This window comes from Plantactinospora sp. B6F1, from assembly GCF_040120695.1.
Lineage (GTDB): Bacteria > Actinomycetota > Actinomycetes > Mycobacteriales > Micromonosporaceae > Plantactinospora.
On the sequence record NZ_JBEEAC010000001.1, the window covers coordinates 671988 to 689356 of the forward strand.

At 73.3% G+C, this 17369-nt stretch carries 12 protein-coding genes and 1 pseudogene; 7 read left to right on the top strand and 6 right to left on the bottom strand.

What is annotated here, in order from left to right; all coding sequences use genetic code 11:
• The first annotated feature begins 58 nt into the window (after positions 1-58).
• On the top strand, positions 59-820 hold the full coding sequence (locus tag ABNF97_RS02765; protein ID WP_130462924.1) for a hypothetical protein: 762 nt from the start codon (positions 59-61) through the stop codon (positions 818-820).
• Positions 821-1026: 206 nt separating this feature from the next.
• Here the strand turns inward: ABNF97_RS02765 and ABNF97_RS02770 are convergent, their stop codons facing one another.
• The gene (locus ABNF97_RS02770) at positions 1027-2295 is read right to left on the bottom strand and encodes a cytochrome P450 (protein WP_349337528.1); all 1269 of its coding nucleotides are present in this window, start codon (positions 2293-2295) and stop codon (positions 1027-1029) included.
• 246 nt (positions 2296-2541) lie between these two features.
• On the opposite strand from ABNF97_RS02770, the pseudogene fdh reads away from it, so the two are divergent.
• From fdh to nrfD, 3 genes and pseudogenes are all read left to right on the top strand, one after another.
• Positions 2542-5784 (top strand): annotated as a pseudogene (gene fdh / locus ABNF97_RS02775) (formate dehydrogenase); the annotation flags it as partial.
• Between the two features lie 116 nt (positions 5785-5900).
• Complete coding sequence (locus ABNF97_RS02780; protein ID WP_130462928.1) at positions 5901-6950, top strand: 4Fe-4S dicluster domain-containing protein; 1050 nt, start codon at positions 5901-5903, stop codon at positions 6948-6950.
• Complete coding sequence (gene nrfD / locus ABNF97_RS02785; protein ID WP_130462929.1) at positions 6947-7975, top strand: NrfD/PsrC family molybdoenzyme membrane anchor subunit; 1029 nt, start codon at positions 6947-6949, stop codon at positions 7973-7975. The genes ABNF97_RS02780 and nrfD overlap by 4 nt, the downstream gene beginning before the upstream one ends.
• A 127-nt stretch (positions 7976-8102) precedes the next feature.
• Here nrfD and selD read toward each other — a convergent pair whose 3' ends face one another.
• From selD to ABNF97_RS02800, 3 genes are read right to left on the bottom strand one after another with little or no spacing between them, the layout of a single operon-like run.
• Positions 8103-9116 (bottom strand): selenide, water dikinase SelD, encoded by a 1014-nt coding sequence (selD, locus tag ABNF97_RS02790; protein WP_130462930.1) that lies wholly within the window; start codon positions 9114-9116, stop codon positions 8103-8105.
• Positions 9117-9152: 36 nt separating this feature from the next.
• The gene (locus ABNF97_RS02795) at positions 9153-9680 is read right to left on the bottom strand and encodes a pyridoxamine 5'-phosphate oxidase family protein (protein ID WP_349337530.1); all 528 of its coding nucleotides are present in this window, start codon (positions 9678-9680) and stop codon (positions 9153-9155) included.
• Positions 9677-10384, bottom strand: coding sequence for a DUF899 family protein (locus ABNF97_RS02800; protein WP_130462932.1), 708 nt, complete (start codon positions 10382-10384; stop codon positions 9677-9679). Before ABNF97_RS02800 ends, ABNF97_RS02795 begins: the two co-directional genes overlap by 4 nt.
• Before the next feature lie 100 nt (positions 10385-10484).
• Between ABNF97_RS02800 and ABNF97_RS02805 the strand changes: the two genes are divergently transcribed.
• From ABNF97_RS02805 to selB, 3 genes are all read left to right on the top strand, one after another.
• On the top strand, positions 10485-10949 hold the full coding sequence (locus ABNF97_RS02805) for a winged helix-turn-helix transcriptional regulator (protein WP_130462933.1): 465 nt from the start codon (positions 10485-10487) through the stop codon (positions 10947-10949).
• A gap of 119 nt (positions 10950-11068) precedes the next feature.
• Complete coding sequence (selA, locus tag ABNF97_RS02810) at positions 11069-12412, top strand: L-seryl-tRNA(Sec) selenium transferase (protein ID WP_130462934.1); 1344 nt, start codon at positions 11069-11071, stop codon at positions 12410-12412.
• A 1-nt stretch (position 12413) separates the two neighbouring features.
• The gene (gene selB / locus ABNF97_RS02815) at positions 12414-14216 is read left to right on the top strand and encodes a selenocysteine-specific translation elongation factor (RefSeq protein ID WP_349337531.1); all 1803 of its coding nucleotides are present in this window, start codon (positions 12414-12416) and stop codon (positions 14214-14216) included.
• Between the two features lie 42 nt (positions 14217-14258).
• On the opposite strand, the gene ABNF97_RS02820 is transcribed toward selB, so the two are convergent.
• Together ABNF97_RS02820 and ABNF97_RS02825 are read right to left on the bottom strand one after the other, a co-directional pair.
• A complete protein-coding gene (locus ABNF97_RS02820; RefSeq protein ID WP_349337575.1) occupies positions 14259-15737 on the bottom strand; it encodes a class I adenylate-forming enzyme family protein in 1479 nt (492 codons plus the stop codon).
• Positions 15637-17346 carry an NAD(P)-binding domain-containing protein gene (locus tag ABNF97_RS02825; protein ID WP_349337532.1) on the bottom strand — a complete coding sequence of 570 codons (1710 nt, stop codon included), beginning with the start codon at positions 17344-17346 and terminating at the stop codon, positions 15637-15639. The genes ABNF97_RS02820 and ABNF97_RS02825 overlap by 101 nt, the downstream gene beginning before the upstream one ends.
• Positions 17347-17369: the final 23 nt, after the last annotated feature.

Sequence of the window (17369 nt, forward strand, 5' to 3'; positions counted from 1 at the left end):
GGGGCTGGCGTCCCAGGGCCCTCGCAGTGCCTCCCGGAATCCAGACGAAAGGGTAACCATGAATCCGATTTTCGGACGATGGCTTCCCGCCATCGTGGAGACCGCTCGCGCCCGATGGCTGCCCGCCATCGCCGAACATCCGGTGACGCGTCGGCTTCCCGCCGTCGCGGAAACCCCGCTCGCCCGCCGGTCCGCGCTGGCCGTCGCCGGCCTCACCTGCGCGGCCGCCTGCTCGGCGGTGGCTGGTCCGGTCGGCGTGGTCGCCGCCTCCGGCGACCCGGGCGCGCAGTCGGTGGGGTACGGCCAGTCGACGCGCGGAGACTGGCACGCCGAACGTAACCGGCCCGCCGACACCGGGAACTCGGCCGCCAAGCCGTCCCGGGACAAGCTGGTCCCGCACGGCGTGCAGGGCCACCAGTCGCGGATCGAGCTTGACGCCGAGCAGCGGGACAACGCCCGCGAGATCGTCCGGGTCGCCCGGAAGATGAACATGGGCCAGCGGGGCGCGGTGATCGGCGTGGCGACCGCACTCCAGGAGTCGAAGCTGCGCAACCTCGGTCACCTGGGCGCGTGGAACGACCATGACTCGCTCGGCCTGTTCCAGCAGCGGCCGTCGTCCGGCTGGGGATCGCCGGAGCAGGTCCGGGACCGGGACTACTCCGCCAGGGCGTTCTACGCCGGACTCCAGCGGGTCGACCGCTGGTGGGACCGGCCGCTGACCGACGCCGCCCAGGCGGTGCAGGTGTCGGCCTACCCCTACGCGTACGCGCAGTGGGAGGAGCAGGCTGCCGACATCGTGCAGGACGTCTGGTCCAGGTGACGCGTCGGCCCACGGATTCGGGGAGGCCCGGCCACGCGCCGGCCTCCCCGACGACAGGCCGGCGGTGACGGCGGCGGGTTGGTTCGTCGAACCGGCCCCTGCCGGTCCCGGCCGGCCGAGACCGGCACGGGCCGGCCGAGCCGGCGGGCGTCCGCCGGAACGCTTCCGGCGGACGCCCGAACCGGCGGTCGGCCGGGGTGGGTCGGTCAGTCCGGCATGGTCACCCCGAGCGGGTCGGTCGGGGTGAACGTCGCCGGCATGCTGACGAACCCGTTGATCACACCGACGCTTTCGTTCTGCTTCGTGGCGTCGCGGTCGATGACCAGGTCCGGCATGCGTTCGAGCACCCGCCGCACCATCACCGGGAACCAGGCGCGGGCATGGTTGAGCCCGATACAGCGGTGGATACCGAGCCCGAAGCTGGTGTGCCGGTTGGGGGAGCGGTCCAGCCGTACCTCGTCGGGGTCGGGGAAGACCGCCGGGTCCCGGTTGGCGGCGGCGAACGACATCATCACCCGGTCGCCGGCCCGCATCTGCTGCCCCCCGACCACCACGTTCTGGGTGACGGTCCGGGCGAAGCCCATCGCCGGTGGGAAGACCCGGAGCAGTTCCTCGGTCGCGTGTACCCAGAGCGACGGGTCGGCCGTCAGCATCTCCCGGTGCTCGGGGTGGTCGGCCAGCCAGAGCATGGTGTGCGCGAAGAGCGCGGTGGTGGTGTGCACGCCACCCTGGATCACCAGCAGCGCGATGCTCACCACCTCCTCGACGGGCAGGGGTGCGCCGTTGACGCTGGCCTGGGCCAGTCCGCTCAGCAGCCCCTCGCCCGGCTCCTCGCGCAGTCTCGGCACCTCGGCGGCGATCGCGCCGCCGAGCTGCCCCATGATCTGGACGTTGCGCGGGTAGTCGGGGTCGCTCGGCGGCGACGCCGCCACCCGGTGCATCGGCTCGGCGTACGTCTGCCAGTCGTCCAGCGGCAGCCCGATCAGTTTCATGGTGGCCAGCGCCGGCAGCGGGTTGCCGTAGTCGAGCACCAGGTCGATCCGGCCGCTCGCGCAGACGCGGTCCAGCAGGGTGTCGGTCGCCTGCTCCGCGAAGGGCAGCGAGTCGCGGGCCGCGCTCGGCGAGAAGTACGGGCTCATGATCCGCCGGTACGGGTTGTACTCCGGCGGGTCCAGCTCCAGCGGCACCTGCTTGAAGGGGTTCGGCGGGATGACGATGCCCTGCCGCGGGTCCGACGGGTCCTCGGTGTTTCGGCCCGAGCTGAAGGTGGCGTGGTCCCGCATCACCTCGCTCACGCCGGCGTGGTCGGAGACCACCCAGAAGCCGCCGTAGGTGTCGGTGCGGGCGACCGGGCACCGGGCCAGGTGCTCGTCGGAGATGGCCCGCCAGTTGGCACGGTATCCGGGGGAGTGGTGGTCGAAGTCGATCCGGGGGATGGGATCCGAACCGGTCTCGGAGGATTGATCGACAGACATCGCGTCAGAGTACTGCGCCGATCACCCTCAGATGTCACGATCATTCATATTGACGCCCGACCCTTTGCTGTCCTTCGTCCCGTTTCCGCAGGCTGGGGCGACTCTCGACGGCCCCGTGGCCGGGGCGAAATTTCCTGGTAGTTCTCCGGCCCGACCGGGTTTCGCCGCTGTCCTGCGGGCACCGTCTGGCTGACCTAACCTGGGAGTCAGGCGACCGGCCTGGTGATGGCGGGAGGTGCTGACAACATGGGGGTCCGCACCTGGATCACGCAGTGGCCGGTCTACCGTCAGCTCACCGGCACCGACCCGCTCGGCCGGGGCGCCGCCGCGAAGTCCGCCCGCTCCGCCGGGCTGACGCCGCGTACCGACACCGCCGACTCGGTCGCCCGGTCGATCTGCCCGTACTGCGCCGTCGGCTGCGGCCAGCGGGTCTACGTCTCCGACGGGCGGATCACCCAGATCGAGGGAGACCCGGACAGTCCGATTTCCCGGGGCCGGCTCTGCCCCAAGGGCGCCGCCAGCAAGGACCTGGTCACCAGCGACCTGCGACAGCAGCGGGTGCTCTACCGTCGCCCGTACGGAACCGAGTGGGAAGAGCTGGACCTGCCGACCGCGATGGACATGATCGCCGACCGGGTGCTCGCCGCCCGGGACGCCACCTGGGAGGACGTCGACGACCAGGGCCGGCCACTGCACCGCACCCTCGGCATCGCCAGCCTCGGCGGGGCGACCCTGGACAACGAGGAGAACTACCTCATCAAGAAGCTGTTCACGGCGGCGGGGGCGATCCAGATCGAGAATCAGGCCCGCATTTGACACTCCGCCACGGTCCCCGGTCTGGGGGTCAGCTTCGGTCGCGGTGGCGCGACGGAATTCCAGCAGGATCTGATCAACAGCGACTGCGTCATCATCCAGGGCTCGAACATGGCCGAGGCGCACCCGGTCGGCTTCCAGTGGGTGATGGAGGCGAAGCGGCGGGGTGCCAAGGTCTTCCACGTCGATCCCCGGTTTACCCGGACCAGCGCGCTCGCCGACGCGTACGTCCCGATCCGGGCCGGTACCGACATCGCCTTCCTCGGCGGCATCGTCCGGTACATCCTGGAGAACGAACTGGACTTCCGGGAGTACGTCGTCGCCTACACCAATGCGGCCACCATCGTCAGCGACGAGTTCCGGGACACCGAGGACCTGGACGGGCTCTTCTCCGGCTACGACCCTGACCGGACCAGCTACGACCGGGGCAGCTGGCAGTACGCCGGGCACGAGGACGACGGGCACAACGACACCGCCACCGAGCGGGAGGGCGCGGCCGGGCTGCAACACGAGTCGCACGGCCCGCCGGTCTCCGCACGGGCGCAGCGGGACGAGACGCTCCAGCACCCGCGCTGCGTATACCAGATCCTCAAGCGGCACTACGCCCGCTACACCCCGGAGATGGTCGAACGGGTCTGCGGGGTTCCTCGGGAGAAGTTCGAGGAGGTCGCCCAGGCCTGGGTGGCGAACTCGAACCGGGACCGCACCACCATGCTGGTCTACTCGGTCGGCTGGACGCAGCACACCGTCGGGGTGCAGTACATCCGGACCGGGGCCATCATCCAGCTGCTGCTCGGCAACGTGGGCCGGCCCGGCGGTGGGATCCTGGCGCTGCGCGGGCACGCCAGCATCCAGGGCTCGACGGACATCCCGACGCTGTTCAACCTGTTGCCCGGTTACCTGCCGATGCCGCACCACGCCCAGCACCCGACCTTCGACAAGTGGTGCCAGGGCATCAGGCACCCCGGCCAGAAGGGCTTCTGGGACAACGCCCGGGCGTACGCGGTGAATCTGCTCAAGGCGTACTGGGGCGCGGCGGCCACCCCGGAGAACGACTTCTGCTACGACTACCTGCCCCGGATGAGCGGCGACCACGGCACCTACCAGACCGTGTTCGACATGATCGACGGCAAGGTGAAGGGCTACTTCCTGCTCGGACAGAACCCGGCGGTCGGTTCGGCGCACGGCCGTGCCCAGCGGCTCGGCATGGCCAACCTGGACTGGCTGGTCGTCCGCGACCTCTTCCTGGTCGAGAGTGCGACGTTCTGGAAGGACAGCCGGGAGGTGGAGACCGGCGAGATCGCCCCGGAGCGATGCCGTACCGAGGTCTTCTTCCTGCCCGCCGCCTCGTACGTCGAGAAGCCCGGCACCTTCACCCAGACGCAGCGGCTGTTGCAGTGGCGGGAGAAGGCCGTGCAGGCGCCCGGCGACTGCCGCTCGGAACTCTGGTTCTTCTACCACCTCGGCCGGATCATCCGGGCCAAGCTCGCCGGCTCGACCCGGCCGCGCGACCGGGCCCTGCTCGACCTGACCTGGGACTATCCCACCGAGGGACCGCACGCCGAGCCGGACGCCGAGGCGGTGCTGCGGGAGATCAACGGGTACGAGGTGGCCACCCGACGCCCGCTGAACTCGTACACCGAGATGAAGGACGACGGTTCGACCCTCGGCGGTTGCTGGATCTACACCGGAGTCTTCGCCGACGGGGTCAACCAGGCGGCCCGGCGCAAACCCGGCGGGGAGCAGAACTGGGTCGCCGCCGAGTGGGGCTGGGCCTGGCCGCTCAACCGGCGGCTGCTCTACAACCGGGCCTCCGCCGACCCGGAGGGCCGGCCGTGGAGCGAACGCAAGCGGTACGTCTGGTGGGACGCGGACCGGGGTGAGTGGACCGGACCCGACGTACCGGACTTCGAGAAGACCAAGCCGCCGTCGTACCGGCCGGACCCGGACGCGACCGGAGTGGCCGCGCTGGCCGGCGACGATCCGTTCGTCATGCAGGGCGACGGAAAGGGCTGGCTGTTCGCGCCGTCCGGGATACTGGACGGGCCATTGCCGACCCACTACGAGCCGGTCGAGTCCCCGGTCCGCAACCCGCTCTACGGGCAGCAGGCCAATCCGACCCGCAGGACGTACGACCGGCCGGACAACCCGACCAACCCCAGCCCGCCGGAGGTGGGCACCGGCGTCTTCCCGTATGTCTTCACGGTCAGCCGGCTCACCGAGCACCACACCGCGGGGGCGATGAGCCGGAACGTCCGCTACCTGGCCGAACTGCAACCGGAGATGTTCGTCGAGGTCGGACCGGAACTCGCCGTCGAACGCGAGCTGACCCACCTGGGCTGGGCGCACCTGGTCACCTGTCGGGGTGTGATCGAGGCGCGGGTGATGGTGACCGACCGGTTGAGCCCGCTGCGGGTCGACGGCCGGATCATTCACCAGCTCTGGCTGCCGTACCACTTCGGCAATGCGGGCCTGGTCCGGGGCGAGCCGGCCAACGACCTGTTCGGGGTCACCCTCGACCCGAACGTGCTGATTCAGGAGAGCAAGGTCGGCACCTGTGACATCCGGGCCGGCCGCCGACCGACCGGGCCGGGGCTGCTCGACTACCTCGCCGACTACCGGTGGCGGGCCGGTGCCGACGGGCACTACCCCACGGTGGTGACCGACGCCCGGGGCGAGGCGGTCCGAACAGATCCCCGGCGACCCGGGCGGACACCCGTCGACGGCTGCGGTGCCGGCCAGGGGCCGGGTGGACGGCACACCGGCGACGACACGAAACCGGAGGCATGAGCATGGTCGAGACGCGACGTCCGGCCGCGCCGGTCAACCCCGCCGAGCAGGCCGGCCACCTCGACCCGCCACCCCGGATGGGGTTCTTCACCGACACCAGTCTCTGCATCGGCTGCAAGGCCTGTGAGGTGGCCTGCAAGGAGTGGAACCTGGTGCCGGAGAGCGGTCTCGACCTGCTCGGCATGTCGTACGACAACACGGGGGCGTTGACTGCCAACTCGTGGCGGCACGTCGCCTTCGTCGAGCAGCCCCGGCCGGCCGGCTGGCAGTCGTCGGCGCCGCTGGCCGGTACCCCGAGCGGGCCGCCGATCGCCCCGGTCACCGCGGAGGCGGGTGGGGTGATCGGGCCCGACCAGGGGACCAGTCCCGGCGTGCCGCCGGCCCCGGAGCCCGGCCCGGCGGGCCGGATGGCGCAGGGGACGCAGTTCCTCGGGATGCCCGGCACCGACCTGCCCGGCCGGGAGGGGGACCTGGACGGGCGTACCGACCTGCGCTGGCTGATGATGTCGGACGTCTGCAAGCACTGCACCCACGCCGCCTGCCTGGACGTCTGCCCGACCGGCTCGCTGTTCCGCACCGAGTTCGGCACCGTGGTGGTGCAGGAGGACATCTGCAACGGCTGCGGCTACTGCGTTCCCGCCTGCCCATTCGGCGTCATCGACCAGCGCAGTGGAGATGGCCGGGCCTGGAAGTGCACCCTCTGCTACGACCGGATGACTGCTGGACGAATGCCGGCCTGCGCCCAGGCCTGCCCCACCGAGTCGATCCAGTACGGCGAACTCGACGAGCTGCGCGAGCGGGCCCGGGCCCGGGTCGAGCGACTGCACGCCGACGGCGTTGCCGAGGCCCGGCTCTACGGGCACGACCCGGACGACGGGGTGGGCGGTGACGGAGCGTTCTTCCTGCTGCTCGACGAGCCCGAGGTGTACGGGCTGCCGCCGGACCCGGTGGTGACCACCCGGGACCTGCCCCGGATGTGGCGCCGGGCCGGGCTGGCCGCGCTCACCATGACTGCCGCGGTGGTGGCCGCGTTCGTCGGACGGCCGTCATGACCGGCGGCATCGGCGGTGAACCGCGGCGGCGGACCGGTCAGCGCGGCGGGTCGGGGCCGGGAGTGGTCGCCGGGCAACCGGTGGTCGTCCCACCGGCCGAGTTCAGCTCGTACTACGGGCGGCCGGTGGTCAAGGCGCCGGTGTGGCGGCAGGCCATCCCCGCGTACCTGTTCACCGGCGGGTTGGCGGCCGGCTCGGCACTGCTGGCCGCCGGTGCGGACCTGACCGGGCGGGCGGCGCTGCGTCGGGCCGGCCGCCTCGTCTCGCTGGGCGCGGTCGGCCTGAGCACCTTTTTCCTGATCAGCGATCTCGGCCGGCCGGCCCGGTTCCACCACATGCTGCGGGTCGTCAAGCCGACCTCGCCGATGTCGATGGGCACCTGGATCCTGGCCATCTTCGGGCCGGCGGCGGGGTTGGCCGCGGTGAGCGAGGTCGCCCCGGTGCTGCCCCGGCGCGGCGGGCTCGGTCTGGCCCGCCGGCTGCTGCCACCGGTCGGCCGGGGCGCAGGGCTGGTCGCGGCGGCAACGGCACCGGCGCTGGCCACGTACACCGGGGTGCTGCTGGCCGACACGGCGATGCCGGCCTGGCACGACGCGTACCCGGACCTGCCGTTCATGTTCGGCGGCAGCGCGCTGGTCGCCGGTGCGGGGGCCGGGCTGGTCGCGGCACCGGCCGCGCAGTCCGGCCCCGCGGCCCGGCTGGCGCTGGCCGGTGCGGTGGTCGAGGTGCTCGCCGAGCGCCGGATCGCCCGGCTGGGGCTGACCGGTGAGCCGTACCGGACCGGGCGGCCGGCCCGGCTGATCCGGGGCGGGCAGCTGCTGCTGGCCGCCGGCACCGCGGGCGCGTTGCTGGCCCGGGGCAACCGGACACTTCGCGTGCTCTCCGGCGCGGCCCTGCTGGCCTCCTCGCTGCTGACCCGGTTCGGCGTCTTCGAGGCCGGGAAGGTCTCCGCCCGGGACCCGAAGTACACGGTGCTGCCGCAGCGGGAGCACGGCGCGGACCGGAAGGCCGCCGCCGGCCCGTAGCCACGACCCGAGGACGCCGAGCCGGGAGGGGCCCCGCTCACCGGTGGCGCCAACTGAGCGGTAGTAGCAGCGGGTTGCACCGTGCGGGTCCCCGGGATCGTCGATCCCGGGGACCCGTTCCGCGTCCTCACCCCGTCACCAGCAGGGTCCGCCCGTCGCCCCGGGGCGGCAGCAGCTCGCCGACCACCGGGTGGCCGGGCAGCTCGCCGGCGACCAGCAGGCCACCGGAGGTCTGCGCGTCGGCCAGCAGCAGCAACTCGTCCTCGTCGACCCCCGCCGACTCCAGGTGCGGACGCACCCAGGCCAGGTTGCGTCGGGTACCGCCGCTGACGAAGCCGTCGGCCAGCGCCGCCCGGGCACCGTCCAGATACGGTACGGCCGACGCGCGGACCCGGGCGGTCAGCCCGGACGCCCGGGCCAGCTTGTGCAGGTGGCCGAGCAGCCCGAACCCGGTCACGTCGGTGCCACAGCGGATCCCGGCCGCCACCGCCGCCGCCGAGGCGGCCCGGTTCAGCTCGGTCATCGCCGCCACCGCCTGCCCGAACACCTCGCCGGTCCGCTTGTGCCGGCTGTTGAGCACCCCGACGCCGAGCGGTTTGGTCAGGGTCAGTGGCAGCCCGGCCACGCCGGCGTCGTTGCGCATCAGCCGCTCCGGGTGGGCGATCCCGGTGACCGCCATCCCGTACTTGGGCTCGGGGTCGTCCACGCTGTGCCCGCCGGCCACGTGGCAGCCCGCCTCCCGGGCCACGTCCAGCCCGCCGCGCAGCACCTCGGCGGCGAGCGCCAGCGGCAACACCTCGCGGGGCCAGGCCAGCAGGTTCACCGCGACCACCGGGGTACCGCCCATCGCGTAGACGTCGGAGAGGGCGTTGGCGGCGGCGATCCGGCCCCAGTCGTACGGGTCGTCGACCACCGGGGTGAAGAAGTCGGCGGTCGCCACCACGGCGGTACCCGACCCGAGCCGGACCACCGCCGCGTCGTCGCCGTCGTCGAGCCCGACCAGCAGTTCACCCGGCCCGGCCGGCGCGGACGTGCCGACCAGCCCGGCCACCACCTCCTCCAGCTCGCCCGGCGGGATCTTGCAGGCGCAGCCGCCGCCGTGCGCGTACTGGGTGAGTCGATGGCGCTGCCCGGTGGTCATCGGACCATGGTCGCACCCGCCGCCCGCTCCGGCGGTTCAGCCGAAGCGCCAGCGGGTCGCGGTCGACCCGTCGGCGCCGTAGCCGAAGCCGCGCAGCACGGTGACCCGGTAGAAGGCGTACTCGGGTTCGCCCGGCAGTCCGGGATCCCGGACGACTCCGTCGCGGATCGCCAGCTCCCACCGGTACTTCTCCGCGAAGGTGTCGGCCACCTGCCGGAGCAGCGCCGGGTCCCGCAGCCGGACGGCATCGCCCTCCAGCACGAGGTCCAGGTCGAGGTCGGGGGCGGCGACGCTGAGCGCGCAGGCCGGGGCGCCGGCCAGGTTCCGGCCCTTGCGCGAGCCGGGGCGGGTGGTGAAGCAGGGCGCGCCGTCGGCCCAGACCGGCATCACCGGCGCGACGTGCGGCCTGCCGTCCGGCCGTACGGTCGACAGCCAGCCCTTCGTCGTCGACTCCAACGCCGTCCGGGCCTGGCTCCATGGTCGTACCGTCGCCTCGTCCAGGCTCATCGGCGCCGCGTCCTCGGCCCGGAAGAGCAGTTCGGCGACGGGCGTACGGCCGCTCACGACCGCCCCCGCACCGAATCGACGCCGGCCGTGCCACTCGGCGCCGCGGTTTCCGCCGGATACTCGTCGTGCAGCCGCCACCACGCGTACGGCTGCCCCTGCGGCCACCCGTCCGGCGAATCCTCCCAGGTCTCCTGCCGCCCGTACGGCGTGAGGTCGAGGAAGGTCCAACCGCTGCCGAGCCGTTCCACCCCCCGGTTGGTGGTGAAGTAGCTGCGGTAGACCTCGGCGCCGTCGCGGAGGAAGACGTTGAGCCCGAATCCGTCGCCCGCGTCCATGTCGTCGGTGAAGTCGCCCGCGGCGCAGGAGTACCAGGGGATCGACCAGCCCATCCGCTCCCGCACCGGCAGGATCTCGGCGAGCGGCCCCCGGGAGACCAGCGCCAGCGAGGTGTCCCGGGCGTGCAGGTGGGCGAGGTGTCCGATGTTGTCGGTGAACATCGCGCAGCCCGAGCAGACGTGGTCGGCGCCGTGCCACATGAAGCAGTAGACGATGAGCTGCCGGCGTCCCTCGAACAGATCCGGCAGCCCCACCGGCCCGTCCGGGCCGACGAACCGGTAGTCCTTGTCGACGCGGACCATCGGCAGCCGGCGCCGCTCGGCGGCCAGGTCGTCCAGCGCCCGGGTGAGTTGTTTCTCCTTGTCGCGCAGCGTGGCCAGGGCAGTCCGCCACTGCTCGGCCGGCACCACCTGGGGTCGGTTCATGGTTCCTCCTACGGTGACTTCCCTGAAGAAAGGATGTGGTCCGGCACACCCTAGCCGAAGTCCCTTCCCTGAAGGAAGTCAGATCGCCTAGGGTGGTGGCATGCAGCGAACCCGGTTCGCCGAGATGGCCTGTTCGATCGCCCGCACCCTGGACGTCGTCGGAGAGCCCTGGTCCCCGCTGATCCTGCGCGACGTCTACGCCGGGATCACCCGGTTCGACCAGATCCAGCAGGATCTCGGCATCTCCACCAAGGTGCTCGCCGAGCGGCTCCGCTGGCTGGTCGACAACGGTGTCCTCCAGCGGCGGGAGTACTCGAACCGGCCGCCGCGGTACGAGTACCTGCTCACCGACAAGGGACAGGAACTCTGCGACCTGCTCCTCGTCATGGTCCGCTGGGGCGACCGGTGGACCGCCGGCGAGCCGGGCCCACCTGTGCTGCACCGGCACCGGGCCTGCGGGCAGGTCGGTCACGTCGAGCTGAGCTGTTCCGCCTGCGGCGAGCCGATCCGGGCCGCCGACGTCGACCTGCTGCCCGGCCCCGGCGCGCTCACCCCGGCCGGCTGACCCGCCCCGGCGCGCTCCGATCGGCACCGTCCATCCCGGCCGGTCGTGGACTTCCCCCGGCGTCTGGAGATCGGGTGTGGTTAAGTGCCGGGTGAACGGGTTTCTACAGCGAGGTGGGAATGGACGGGGCGGTCGATCCTCGGCGCCGGGTGCCACGCACCGACGTGCTGCTCGCCGACCCCCGGCTGGTCACCGCCGAGGCGACCGTCGGGCGGGTCCGGCTCAAGGCCCTGCTCGGCGCCGCCCAGGACCGGGTCCGGCGCGGCGAGATCCCGCCGGAGGAGGTCGTCCCGGCCACCCTGGCCGCACTGCCGGCCACCGCCGCCGGGCCGCGCCCGGTGCTCAACGCCACCGGCGTGGTGCTGCACACCAACCTCGGCCGGGCGCCGCTGTCGGCGGCGGCGGTCGACGCGGTGATCGCGGCGGCCGGGCACACCGATGTGGAACTCGACCTGCGGACCGGGCGGCGCGCCCGGCGCGGCCGGGGTGCGCTGGCCGCGCTCGCCGCCGCGGTGCCGTCGGCCGGCGCGGTGCACGTGGTCAACAACGGTGCCGCCGCGCTCGCCCTGGTCGCGGCCGCGCTGACCGCCGCGCACCGGCCCGACGGGGACCCCGCCGGCCGGGAGATCGTGGTCAGCCGGGGCGAGCTGGTGGAGATCGGCGACGGGTTCCGGCTGCCGGACCTGCTGGTCAGCACCGGGGCGACGCTGCGCGAGGTGGGCACCACCAACCGGAGCAGGCTGGCCGACTACGCGGCGGCGGTCGGGCCGCGCACCGCGTTCGTGCTCAAGGTGCATCCGTCGAACTTCGTCGTCCGGGGCTTCACCGCCGCCGTAGCGGTCGAGGAACTGGCCACCCTCGGCGTACCGGTGGTGGTCGACATCGGCTCCGGGCTGCTGGCCCCGGACCCGCTGCTGCCCGCCGAGCCGGACGCCGCCTCGGCGTTGCGGGGCGGCGCGGCCTTGGTCACCGCGAGCGGTGACAAGCTGCTCGGCGGGCCGCAGGCCGGGCTGCTGCTCGGCGACGCCGACCTGGTCGAGGTGCTCCGCCGGCATCCCCTGGCCCGGGCTCTGCGGGTGGACAAGCTCACCCTGGCCGCCCTGGCGGCCACCCTGACCGGCCCGGAGACCCCGACCTGGCGGGCGCTGCGGGCCACCCCGGCCGCGCTGCGGCTGCGCACCGAACGGCTCCGCGACCAGCTCGCGACCGACGGTGTGCAGGCCGGGGTGGTCCCGCACGACGCCGTGGTCGGCGGCGGCGGGGCGCCGGAGGTCACCCTCGACTCGTGGGCCCTCGCCCTTCCCGAGGAGTACGCCGAACCGCTGCGCCTCGGCGATCCGCCGGTGATCGGCCGGCTCGAACGGGGCCGGCTGCTGTTCGACCTGCGCTGCGTGCCCGCCGATCGGGACGAGGCGGTGCGGACCGCTGTCGCCCGGGTGGCCCGGGGCTGGCGGGAGAGCTGACGTGCAGGTCATCGCCACCGCCGGACACGTCGACCACGGCAAGTCGACACTGGTTCGGGCGCTGACCGGGATGGAGCCGGACCGATGGGCCGAGGAGCGGCGCCGGGGCATGACCATCGACCTCGGTTTCGCCTGGACCACGCTGCCGTCCGGAACGGTGCTGGCGTTCGTCGACGTACCCGGACACCAGCGGTTCGTCCCCAACATGCTCGCCGGGATCGGCCCGGCCCCGGCCGTGCTCTTCGTGGTCGCCGCCGACGAGGGCTGGATGCCGCAGTCCGCCGAGCACCTGGCCGCGCTGCACGCGCTCGGTGTCCGGCACGGGTTGCTGGTGGTGACCCGGACCGACCTGGCCGACCCCGCCCTCGCCACCCGACAGGCGGTCGGGCAGATCGCGGCCACCTCGCTCGGCCGGGTCGAGACGGTCGCGGTCAGCGCGGTCACCGGCGCCGGGCTGCCGCAGCTGCGCGCCGCCCTGGACCGGCTCGCCGCCCGGCTGCCGGTGCCCGAGCCGGCCGCACCGGTGCGGTTCTGGGTGGACCGGGCGTTCACCATCCGGGGCAGCGGCACCGTGCTGACCGGCACCCTCGGCGCGGGGGTGCTGCGCAACGGTGACGAGCTGGAGCTGACCGGCACCGGCCAGCGGGTCCGGATCCGGGAGCTACAGACCCTGGGTACCCAGGTCTGCGAGGTCGCCGGGGTGGCCCGGGTCGCGGTCAACCTGCGCGGGGTGGCCCGGGAACAGGTCCGCCGGGGCGACGCACTGCTCACCCCCGGGCGCTTCCAGCAGACCGACCTGGTCGACGTCCGGCTGGCCGGCGACCCGGTGGCCGAGCTGCCGGCAGAGGTCACCCTGCACGTCGGCTCGGCCGGGGTGACCGCCCGGATACGCCCACTCGGCGCCGACACCGCCCGGCTGCGGCTGGACCGGCCGCTGCCGCTGCGTATCGGTGACCGGGGGCTGCTGCGGGATCCCGGCCGGCGGTGTGTGGCCGGCGGGGTGACGGTGCTCGACGTCGTACCGCCGAGGTTGAGCCGGCGTGGCGCGGCGGCCGCCCGGGCGGCGGTGCTGGCCGGGCTGGACGGCCGGCCCGACGAGCCCGGCGAGCTGGCCCGGCGCGGCCTGGCCCGGCGGCGCGAGCTGGAGCGGATGGGTGTGACCGTGACGACGGCGCCGGTGACCGGCGGGTGGCACGCCGACCCCGGGCACTGGCGGGAGCTCGGCCGGCGGCTGCTCGCCGAGGTGACCCGGTGGACGCGGGCGCATCCGCTGGAGCCGGGGATGCCGGTCGAGACCGCGCGCCGGCTGCTGGACCTGCCGGATCGGGCCCTGGTGGAGGCCCTGGTCACCACGCCGCTGGTGGTCCGCGACGGGCGGATCGGCCGCGGTGTCGCGGCCGGCACCCTGCCCGAGCAGGTCGCCCGGGCGGTACGCCGGGTCGGTGCGGAGCTGGCCGAGCGGCCGTTCGTCGCCCCGGAGGCGGGTCGGCTCGCCGAACTCGGGCTCGGGCACCGGGAGATCGGCGCGGCGGTACGGGTCGGCGCGCTGCTCAGGCTCGCCGACAACGTCGTACTGCTGCCGGACGCCCCCGAGCGGGCGGTCCGGGTACTCGCCGCGCTTCCGCAGCCGTTCTCGCTGAGCACCGCCCGGCAGGCGCTCGGCACGACCCGGCGGGTCGCCGTGCCGCTGCTCGAACTGCTGGACCGGCGCGGTGCCACCCGCCGGCTGCCCGACGACGCCCGGATCGTGCTGTCCAATCCGGGAGGAGCGCCGGTCGTGCCGGCCAGGCCGGGGGACCGCTGAGCCGCCGGCCGGGTTCCGGGTGTCCGCCGCCGTGCCCAGGGGTCAGCACGACGGTGTCGCTCGGCGGTCGGCCAGCAGGCGCCGCTTGTCCGGCTTGCCGGCGGCCGAGACCGGAACCTCGGCGACGAAGGTGACGTGCCGGGGAGCGCTCGCCGCGCCCAGCCGTTCCCGGACCAGTTTCCGCAGCACGTCCGCCTCGGGCCGGCGGTCCGGAGCAGGGACGACGAAGGCGTGCACCGCCTCGCCGGTCTCCTCGTCGGGCACGGCCACGACGTACGCCTCGGCCACGTCGGGATGGCTGGAGAGGACCTGTTCGATCGGGCCGGCGTACTGGAGGTCGGCGTTGACGATGACGACGTCCCGGGCCCGCCCCAGCAGGTACAGGTAGCCGTCGGCGTCCAGCCGGGCGAGGTCACGGGTGCGTACCCAGCCGTCGACGAACACCTCGGCCGTCTCCGCCGGCTCGGCCCAGTACCCGCTCGCCTGGGCCGGGGTGCGGACGAAGAGTTCCCCCTCGACCCCGGTCGCCACCGGCCGGCCGCCGGCGTCGCGGACCTGCACCTCGACGGCGGCCGGCGGGCGGCCGACCGAGGCGAGCACGGCCGGTGCGCCGGTCAGCTCCGCCGGGGTCACCATCGAGATCATGCCGGTCTCGGTCTGGCCGTAGCCGTGGTAGACGACCGGCCCGAGCACGGAGATCGCCTCGGCGAGTCGGGCCGGTGCGAGCGGGGAGCCCGAGACCAGCAGGGCGCGTAGCGCGCCGAGGTCGGCCGGTGCGGCGCGCTGGGCCGCGACAAGCTTCGCCAGCCGGGGCACGGTGATCACGCTGGCGGTGGCGCGGTGCCGCACGAGCGCGGCAGGGAAGAACGGTTCCGGTTCGCGCGGCGGTTCGGCGACCACCATCGTGCCGCCGGCGGCCAGGGTGAGGATGCCGTACTCCAGCATCACCTGGCTGCTCAGCGAGCCGAAGACCAGGTAGCGGTCGAGCTGGGCGGCGAGGTCGCGGATCGCCGGGGGCCACCGGTCCGGGTGCGCTGCCCAGGCGGCACCGAGCGCGGCGTACGTCTGGAGGCAGCCCTTCGGAGTGCCGGTGCTGCCGCTGGTGTAGATGACCCGGCCGACGTCCTCCGGGTGTCCGGCGGGTACCGGCGGGCCCGGGTACGCCCGGGTGGCGGTCAGGTCGGGCAACCCGTCGACCGTGCCGACCGCCAGCAGGTGGCGACCGGCGGCGGTCGACCGGAGCCGCGGTGTCGCGGTGTCGCGGTCGACCAGCACCGCCCTGATCCGGTGGGTGAGCAGGTGCCGGAGCTGTCCGGGGGTGAGCCCGGGGCGCACTCCGGCCACCCGGGCACCGACCACCTGCACCGCGATGATCGCGGCGAACGCCTCCGGTGACACGCCGAGCAGCACCGCGATTCCGTCACCCGGACCGATCCCCGCCGCTCGCAGCCCGGCGCTGATCCGGGCGACCAGGTCCGCCAGCTCGTCGGCGCCGACGGTACGCGGGCCGTGCTCGAACACCGGCCGGTCCCGGCCGGTGGCGAGGAGGTCGAGCACGGCCTGCGGGTAGCTCGGCCCAGCGTTCGGCACCGGCCAGGCATTCCTTGACGAAGGCGGCCAGCGGCTGCTGGTGGACCGTGGGCAGGTTCCACTGGTTCTCCAGGTTCTCCGCCAGATGGTGCACCGCCATCACCGTCCCGCCCCGACGGTGCCGGACGACCGGGTGCAGGTAGGTGGCCCGATGCGCGCCCTGCGCGTCGTTCTCGGCCACCCGCGGCACGGAGACGTCGAACGGGTCCACCGCGTCGTGGCCCGCCCCGTACTCGAGGGTGACGGCGAGCGCCGACTCGTCGCCGAGCCCGCCGTCGGCGAGATACGCCACCGGCACCTCCTCGTGGTAGCGGGCGGTGCCGCCGCGTACCGTCACGACGTCGCCGAGGACGCCGAACTGCTGCCACAGCCCGGAGGAGCGGTTGATCCGGGCGATGATCGCGTCGGTGATCGCCTCCGGGGTTGCCGGCAACTCGGTGCTGGGCCACGCCACGCCGTGGTACCGGGAGTTGAGGATCCGGTGCAGCGCCCGCGCGCCGTACCGGAAGCCGTGGATGAATCCGCTGGTCGATCGCTTGAAGTCGCGTTGCTGGGTGAGCGTGCCGGCGAAGTACAGGTCGGGTACCGAGGTCGATTCGTAGGCCGGGGTCTGCTCCGGGAAGCGGTCGTCGATGACCAGCCGCGGCCGGCAGGTGTCGTCGAAGATGCTCGCGTCGAAGCGGAAACCGGTGCAGGCGATCACCCGGTCGTACTCGATCTCCCGGATCGCCTCGACCGAGCGGGCGTACCGGAACCGGACCAGGTAGCCGCCGCCGGGACGCCGGTGGATGCTCTCGACCGTGCCGTCCAGCACGGCGTTCTGCGACTTGAGCTGGTACGTGTCGAGGAAGTTGTTGTTCACCGCCCGCAGGTGCCCGACGTAGTGCGTCTGCCAGGCGAACCGGACCGAGTGTGGCCCCGCGACGTGCACGACGGCGGCGGTCTCCACCAGGGCGTCGGCGGTCTCGAATCCGGAGTTGCCCTTGCCGATGACCATGACCCGTTGGTTGACGAAGTCCCGTGGATCCACGCTGACCGTGTCGTACCGCTCGGCGGTCTCGATCCCCTCGATCGGCGGCACGTGCAGCTTGGAGACCCCGGTCGCCACCACCAGGCGGCGGCCTCGCCAGGTGCGGCCGTCGGCGTCGAGGGCACGGAACCCGTCGCCGTCGCGGCTCACCCGGACCACCGTGGTCCGGGGCACGACCCGTACCCCGGTCGCCGCGGCGAAGTCGGCGAGGTAGCGCAGCAACACCTCGGCGTCCGGGAAGTACCGCTCGGTGTACCGGGCGAACAGCAGGGCGGGGTCGTCGCTGAGCAGCGAGTTCCAGTCCGTGCGCAGGTTGAACTCCGGATCGTCGGAGCCGGTGTAGACCTTGTTGATGGAGATCAGCTGACGGTGGCGCGGATAGGTGGTGAAGAACGTTCCGGGTGCGGGGCCGGCCTCCAGGACGCGGTAGTCATGACCGTCGCGTTCGAGCAGGGCAGCGAGTTGCAGTCCCGCGGGCCCGGCCCCGATGATCAGGTAGTCGTGCGTCATGCGCGGGACGGTAGCCACCGGTA